We start from the raw sequence: 7819 nt of genomic DNA, 5'->3' as shown, positions 1-7819 counted from the left end.
CTGAGCCATGATCAAACTCTTCAATTAAAAAATCGTTTGTGATGCTTAACCTAAGCTAAGACATCTGCTCAATGAATTCTGTCGTGTTACCAACCGAAGCTAGTAACTACATAAAACGTACTAATCACTCTCTAATAAAAGAGTATGATTAATACTTAATCTGTGTGACATCATTATTAAACTGTTTTACGTCTTTCCTTGCCTCTCGTGAGAGAATTAAGAACCGACTATGTAAAATCAATGTAATGTGAGTGTCCACACAAATTGCATGATAACTAATTGTTAAAGAACGTTAACTCTAAGAGTTAACCGAAACAAAATCTCATTCGCTTTGCTTCGTTGCTGCAGGCCTTGCCTGAAGCGAGATGCGCATGATACGCGTCTCAGTTTTGATGTCAACGTTTTATTTAATTTAATTTGAAGTTTCTTTTCGAAGATTCAAACCTAACTTTTAAAACGTTAAGTTAACTGTTTAGCTCTTATACAGAGTAGTTAACTTATCAAAACGTCCGTTTGGGTTACCCCTTGGAACTGGAGCGCATTCTAGACATTTCTCGCTGGGCGTCAACCCTTTTTTGTAATAACTTTGAAATAAACCTTTGTTCGCTTATTTATCGAACAATTTAGCTAATATACACACTAGCTTCAATAATTTTATTGATACGGTGTGCTTTAATCGCCTGATTATCGCTATATTGATCAACAAGCAATATCCTACTTTTTATACCAGCACGCTCTGCGGCCTGCATATCTGATCCTTTATCACCAATAAAAACACTCTTTGCTAAATCAATGTCATATTTTTTAGCCGCAGATAAAATCATACCGGGTTCGGGTTTTCTACAATCACAGACCATCTTGTATTCACCAACGCCTTTATCTGGATGATGGGGGCAATAATAGACATCAGTAATTACAATACCTTTTAATTTAAATTGCTTTACCATCCACAGCGTCAGTTGATTAAATTGCTCAACGGTATATTTACCTCTAGCAATACCTGATTGGTTAGTAATAACAAATATTTCATAACCTTTATTATGCGCATCTAAACAAACCGTAAAAATATCTTCGACAAATTCAAATGCTTCTTTTTTATAAACGTAACCATGGTCAACATTGATAATGCCGTCTCTGTCTAAAAACAGTGCTTTTTTCATAGTAAATTTTTTTTGATTTGTGAGTAATGATAGGTTATTGGTAAGATTAGTTGGGTAAGTCATCGTTCTTAAACATCTCGCTAACTAAATAACGAATACTGTATAGCATATATGTGTATAAGAACGACATTGTGTTCAGTATCTGCCGTTTATCAAAGGTAGATAAATCTTACATGCAAAGACCACCATCAATTTCGACGACACGACCAGTAAAGAACTCATTTTCAAAAATATACTTTACCGTGTGAGCAATTTCATCTGCTTCACCTAAACGGCCAACCGGTTTCATTTTTTCTAAACGGTCACGCATTTCTGGTTTCATTGCATCAGTCATAGCGGTGCGAATAACACCTGGAGCAATAGCGCCAACACGAATACCATGACGTCCTAACTCGCGTGCCCAAGTAACTGTCATCGCAACAACACCCGCTTTAGATGCAGCGTAATTAGTTTGTCCCATATTACCGGCTCTTGCGATAGACGACATATTAATAATAACACCTTTGCGTTTGCCTTCAATCATGTGAACTGCAGCTTCGCGACCACATAAGAAAACACCAGTTAGATTAACATCGATGACTGATTGAAACTGATCTAATGACATTTTTTTAGCCACAACACCGTCTTTAGCTTTAACAAACATACCGTCACGTAAGATGCCAGCATTGTTAATCAAACCATCGATACCAGAAAAATCATTATTTATCTGGCTAAATATCGCTTCTACTTCACTTTCATTGGTCACATTGGCTAAATAATACTTTGCCGATGAACCTGCTGCTTCAATAAGTTTTACTGTTTCTTGTAATAACGTTTCGTTTAAATCGATCAACGCTAATTTGGCACCATTCGTTGCTAAGCTAATAGCCATAGAACGGCCTAGACCTTGTCCACCACCGGTGATGACGATAACTTTATCATTCAAATCCATTACTTTTCCTTTATCTTTATTATATTTTTTTGTCGATAGGGCTAAAAAACCAATCAACTAATTTATGGTCAACATCACTAATATTTGAAAAAGACCAATTTGGACTTTTGTCTTTATCGACTAATAATGCCCTAATACCTTCGCAAGCTTCAGTATACTGACAACAACGCAGGATTAAATTTAACTCTGAGGTAAAACACTCGCTTAAACTAAGTGCTTTAGTCGTTTGTAGTTGCCTATATATGATACAAGCACTCAATGGGCTACCTGACAGCAATTTGTTTTTTGCCTTATTTAGCCACTTATTGTCTGTTTGTACATTTAAAATCGCTGTGTGTATATCAACAATATTATCGAAAGCCAATAATTTTGCTATAGCTGCTTTATTATTTTTTACTTCAGCAGGTAAAGTATGCTCAAAACGCTTTGAAAAATCTTTTAATGCTTGATCTAGCAGGCAGTGATTTTGATCATTGTCTTGCCAGTTGACTATTAATAAGTGATCAAAAACACCGTTTTTGGATGAACTATCGATAGTATAATCGGACAAGCCAAGATAATTAGCATCTGCGGCATTAAACACTGCACCGGTGATCCCTAAAAACAAACCAAGATCTTCTGGGGTTTTATTTAAAAACCAACTTGAACCTACATCAGGGTATAGCCCAATTGAAACTTCTGGCATTGCCATCAAAGTGCGCTCAGTGGTAATGCGATGGCTGGCACCGGCAAACAAACCTATGCCGCCGCCCATGATGTAACCATCACCCCAGATCATAATGGGTTTACTAAAATTATGAATTAATTGGTCAAGCACATATTCTTCACTAAAAAATTCATTAGCGAAACCCGATGTAATAACATCATCATCTATAGGTGTGTTTAGTTCGTGTAGATAGCGATATAGACTAACAACATCACCTCCGGCGCAAAACGCTTTTTCACCGGCGCCCTGTAAAATAACCACGGCTATATTGTCATCTTGTTGCCAAGACGTCAGTTTTTTGGTTAACAGCCTAATCATTGAAAGATTTAATGCATTAAGCGATTTAGGCGCATTAAGTTCTGCTATGGCTATTCGTTTATTATTCTTACAGCTTAACTCTTTAAATATCACATCTGTCATTTAATTTGGCTCCGATTCTTAACGGGTTAATGTGCTCTTCGATGGCTCTTTAAAGGCTGTCATCAATCGCTACGACAGTTCGTCCAGTAACCGTGCCATTGACATAAGCGTCAAAGGCCTTAGGTAAGTCTCGAAATTCGATGGTCGTAGGAGAAATTAGCGAAAGTTTTGTTGGTTTTAAATCTGTTGCTAATCGCTTCCAGCCTTGCGTGCGCACTGAAATTGGCATCTCTACCGAATTAATGCCAAGTAAGCTTACGCCTCTTAGTATAAAGGGCATCACCGTAGTTTCTAATTTGAAGCCACCGGCTAAACCAATTGAAGCAATATTCCCCCAGACATTAGTGGTGCGTGTTAGCCAAGCTAACGTTTCACCGCCAACACTGTCGACTGCCCCACCCCACTGGGCATTTTCTAGCGGTTTACTGCCCATTTCAATATCATGGCGACTAATAAGCTTAGCCGCGCCAAGCGTTTTTAGATAATCTTCTTGCTCTGTCTTGCCAGTAAAAGCAATCACTTCATAACCAATATTTGACAGCATGTTAATAGCAAAACTACCAACACCACCGGTAGCGCCAGTGACCACAATCGGACCTCGCTCTGGAATTTGACCATTATCTTCCATACGCTGAATAGCAAGCGCGGCAGTATATCCTGCTGTACCGAGTGCCATTACATCACGTAAACTCATCCCTGTTGGCAATGCCACAACTGAATCGGCTTTTACCCGCGCATACTCACTGTAACCACCATCATAGAGTTCAGATAATTGCGCGCCACAAACCAGTACTTTATCGCCTGTTTTAAACCTATTATCAACAGAGCTAACCACAACACCCGACAAATCAATCCCGCCCACTAGCGGATAAGTGCGTAAAATTCGTCCTTTACCGGTGGCAGCTAGGGCATCTTTATAATTAATGTCTGAATAGGCAACTTTAATCACTACTTCGCCAGCCGTTAGATCATCAATACCAATTTGCTCAAACCCACTGGTGATTTTTTTCTTATCACCCTCTTGTATTTGATGAATACGAAAAGCCGTAAATTTTTCGGGTACTTGCGTTAACTCTGTTATCAACGTTGACATAATTATTCCTATTCAATGATCTAAATAAAGGTGTATAAAGAATTAACATCAAAGCATAAGTAGTGAACAGTCACTACTATACTTTAATCTAACAAACTGACTGTCTAGGAGTGTTACATATTACGACGATACTGCCCGCCGGCTTCAAATAATGAACTGACAATTTGCCCTAAAGAACAAACTTTACAAGCATCCATCATTAATTCAAAAATATTTTCATGATTAATGGCGGCTGTTTGTAAACGCTTAAGTAAGACTTCTACTTCCGCTGCATTAGCTTTGTTTAAACTGGCTAACATATCAATTTGATAAGTTTTTTCTTCTTCGGTAGCGCGAATAACTTCTTCAGGCACAATTGTTGGTGAGCCCGTTGAACTAAGGAACGTATTTACACCTATAATAGGATATTCACCTGAGTGCTTTAAATGCTCATAGTACATACTTTCTTCTTGAATTTTACCACGCTGATACATAGTTTCCATGGCACCAAGTACACCACCACGTTCGTTAATACGATCAAATTCAGTTAATACAGCATCTTCAACTAAGTCAGTTAACTCTTCTATAATAAATGCGCCTTGAATAGGGTTTTCATTTTTAGAAAGTCCTAATTCACGGTTGATGATTAATTGAATCGCCATCGCGCGTCGAACACTGTCTTCGGTAGGTGTGGTAATAGCTTCATCATAAGCATTAGTATGCAAAGAGTTACAGTTATCGTTTATCGCATAAAGTGCTTGTAATGTGGTCCGAATATCATTGAAATCAATTTCTTGAGCATGCAATGAACGACCCGATGTTTGAATATGGTATTTCAACATTTGTGCACGAGCATTAGCGCCATATTTATTCTTCATCGCTTTTGACCAAATACGACGAGCCACTCGGCCAATAACTGCGTATTCTGGGTCAATACCATTTGAGAAGAAAAACGATAAGTTAGGACCAAATTCATTAATGTCCATACCGCGGCTTAGGTAATATTCAACAAAAGTAAAACCGTTTGCCAACGTTAACGCCAACTGGGTAATAGGGTTCGCGCCAGCTTCTGCTATATGATAGCCAGAAATAGACACTGAATAGAAATTACGCACACCTTTTTCAATAAAGTATTCTTGCACATCACCCATTAAACGCAGGGCAAATTCTGTGGAGAAAATACAAGTATTTTGCGCTTGATCTTCTTTTAAAATATCGGCTTGTACCGTGCCACGCACTAACGTTAAAGTTTTAGCTTTTATTGCTTGATATACCGCTGGAGGTAAAACTTGATCGCCAGTAACACCAATTAACATCAAACCTAAACCATCGTTGCCATCGGGTAATTCACCTTGATAACTTGGACGTTCACAGCCTTTGTCTTTATAAATTTTAGCTATGGTTGCGGCAACTTCTTTTTCCAGACCATTTTCAGTAATGAAACGCTCACATTGCTGATCGATAGCGGTATTGAGGAAAAAACCTAACAACATCGGCGCAGGACCATTAATGGTCATGGAAACCGAGGTCATCGCATGGGCTAAGTCAAAACCAGAGTAAAGTTTCTTGGCATCATCTAAACAACAAATAGAAACGCCAGCATTACCTATTTTTCCATAAATATCAGGACGAATAGCTGGATCGTTACCGTATAAGGTCACTGAGTCAAATGCTGTTGATAGGCGTTTAGCCGGCATACCTTTAGAAACATAATGAAAACGACGGTTGGTTCTTTCCGGGCCGCCTTCACCAGCGAACATCCGTGTTGGGTCTTCACCTTCACGTTTGAAGGGGAATAAACCGGCGGTATACGGAAATTCACCCGGCACGTTTTCTTGTAAATTCCACTTTAAGATATCGCCCCACCCTTGATATTTAGGCATACTAATTTTAGGGATATCGCTACCAGAAAGTGATTTTGAATGAGTGGCTATCGACAGTTCTTTATCACGTACTTTAAATTTAAATTCAGGGTCTTTATAACGCTGAACTTTATCCGCCCATTGCTCGAGTAATAATTTGTTTTTAGGGTCTAAGTCTAATTCGACTTGGCTATACAGCGCTTCAAGTTGCGTCACTAAATCAGCAGAAACTAGCGTTTCAGTGTCTTTTGCCGTTTCAATCGCCTGATGAATACCATAAAGCTTTTGTGCAACCATTGTTTGTTTTTCAACCCAAGCATCATAACCGCGATTACTTTCTGATATTTCAGATAAATAACGAATACGATTACCTGGGATCACGCTACTTTTATTGGCTAATGTGCCTTCGGTAGAAAGAATATCACCAACAATTAAGCCCGCTTTAGTGTTTAATGCTGTGATCACCGCATTATATAATTCAGTCATACCACGGTCGTTAAATTGTGAAGCTATCGTGCCGTATACGGGTACCTCATCATCACCGGCTTCAAACATACCACGGTTACGTTTGTATTGTTTTTTCACGTCACGCAGGGCATCTAAAGCGCCACGTTTATCAAATTTATTGAGCGCAATAATATCAGCAAAATCAAGCATGTCGATTTTTTCTAATTGTGTTGCCGCGCCGTACTCTGGCGTCATCACATATAAAGAAACATCTGAATGTTCTTCGATTTCGGTATCTGATTGACCAATACCTGAGGTTTCTAGAATAATTAAGTCGAAATCAGTCGCTTTTAAAATTTCTAAGGTGTCATTAACATAAACAGACAACGCCAAGTTTGACTGACGCGTGGCTAGAGAACGCATGTAAACGCGGTCATTGTTGACCGCATTCATACGAATTCTGTCACCGAGTAATGCACCGCCGGTTTTACGCTTAGATGGATCAACCGAAACAATGGCAATTTTACTGTCAGCTGTCGCCATTAAAAAGCGACGAATTAATTCATCAACCAGCGAAGATTTACCCGCACCACCGGTTCCGGTAATACCTAATACCGGTGTTTTACTTGCTGAGGCAATTTTACGAATTTTCTCTAAATCGGCTTTATTTTCTTTTGGCGCATTTTCAGCGGCGGAAATTAAACGTGCAATGGCTTGTTTGTCATTTTTCTTTAAATTAGCAACATCGTCTTTTTTAACATTGACGCCAGTTTTAAAATCACAACGCTCTAGCATGTCATCAATCATACCTAATAAACCGAGTGCACGACCGTCATCAGGAGAATAAATACGGGTAATACCATAATCTTGCAACATTTTAATTTCGTCAGGCAAAATAACGCCACCACCACCGCCAACGATACGAATATGTTCACAACCTCGTTCTTTAAGTAGGTCATACATATATTTAAAATATTCGTTATGCCCGCCTTGGTAAGAGGTCATTGCAATGGCATTAGCATCTTCTTGAATAGCGGTGTTAACCACTTCTTCAACACTGCGGTCATGGCCTAAATGAATAACTTCAGCACCACTTGATTGTAAAATTCGGCGCATAATATTAATCGCCGCGTCATGCCCATCGAAAAGTGATGCGGCAGTGACAATTCTAATTTTATTCTTGAGTTGGTATCTTTCAGTTGTCATGTTGAATTCTCTTTT

The 7819-nt window shown here is 38.8% G+C and carries 5 protein-coding genes; all 5 read right to left on the bottom strand.

The window, feature by feature from the left end; all coding sequences use genetic code 11:
* Nucleotides 1–623: 623 nt before the first annotated feature.
* The 5 genes from gmhB to ESZ26_RS06925 all read right to left on the bottom strand — a co-directional run bounded on the left by gmhB (nucleotide 624) and on the right by ESZ26_RS06925 (nucleotide 7804).
* Nucleotides 624–1160, bottom strand: a complete 537-nt coding sequence (gene gmhB / locus ESZ26_RS06945) for a D-glycero-beta-D-manno-heptose 1,7-bisphosphate 7-phosphatase (RefSeq protein WP_146799013.1) — start codon at nucleotides 1158–1160, stop codon at nucleotides 624–626.
* Between the two features lie 169 nt (nucleotides 1161–1329).
* Nucleotides 1330–2091, bottom strand: a complete 762-nt coding sequence (locus ESZ26_RS06940; RefSeq protein WP_146799012.1) for an SDR family oxidoreductase — start codon at nucleotides 2089–2091, stop codon at nucleotides 1330–1332.
* A 19-nt stretch (nucleotides 2092–2110) separates the two neighbouring features.
* Entirely contained in the window at nucleotides 2111–3217 is a 1107-nt protein-coding gene (locus ESZ26_RS06935) for an enoyl-CoA hydratase/isomerase family protein (protein WP_146799011.1), read from the bottom strand.
* 49 nt (nucleotides 3218–3266) lie between these two features.
* Entirely contained in the window at nucleotides 3267–4310 is a 1044-nt protein-coding gene (locus ESZ26_RS06930; protein WP_146799010.1) for an oxidoreductase, read from the bottom strand.
* Between the two features lie 113 nt (nucleotides 4311–4423).
* Entirely contained in the window at nucleotides 4424–7804 is a 3381-nt protein-coding gene (locus ESZ26_RS06925) for a methylmalonyl-CoA mutase family protein (RefSeq protein WP_146799009.1), read from the bottom strand.
* Between the last annotated feature and the right edge of the window lie 15 nt (nucleotides 7805–7819).

It is taken from the genome of Colwellia hornerae (assembly GCF_007954355.1).
GTDB lineage: Bacteria > Pseudomonadota > Gammaproteobacteria > Enterobacterales > Alteromonadaceae > Colwellia_A > Colwellia_A hornerae.
Note: the sequence above shows the minus strand (reverse complement) of the source record. Positions and strands in the feature narration are given on the sequence as shown.

Coding starts and splice junctions, on each gene's coding strand:
- gmhB (WP_146799013.1), bottom strand. CDS start 1,160: ATGAAAAAAGCACTGTTTTTAGACAGAGACGGCATTATCAATGTTGAC.
- ESZ26_RS06940 (WP_146799012.1), bottom strand. CDS start 2,091: ATGGATTTGAATGATAAAGTTATCGTCATCACCGGTGGTGGACAAGGT.
- ESZ26_RS06935 (WP_146799011.1), bottom strand. CDS start 3,217: ATGACAGATGTGATATTTAAAGAGTTAAGCTGTAAGAATAATAAACGA.
- ESZ26_RS06930 (WP_146799010.1), bottom strand. CDS start 4,310: ATGTCAACGTTGATAACAGAGTTAACGCAAGTACCCGAAAAATTTACG.
- ESZ26_RS06925 (WP_146799009.1), bottom strand. CDS start 7,804: ATGACAACTGAAAGATACCAACTCAAGAATAAAATTAGAATTGTCACT.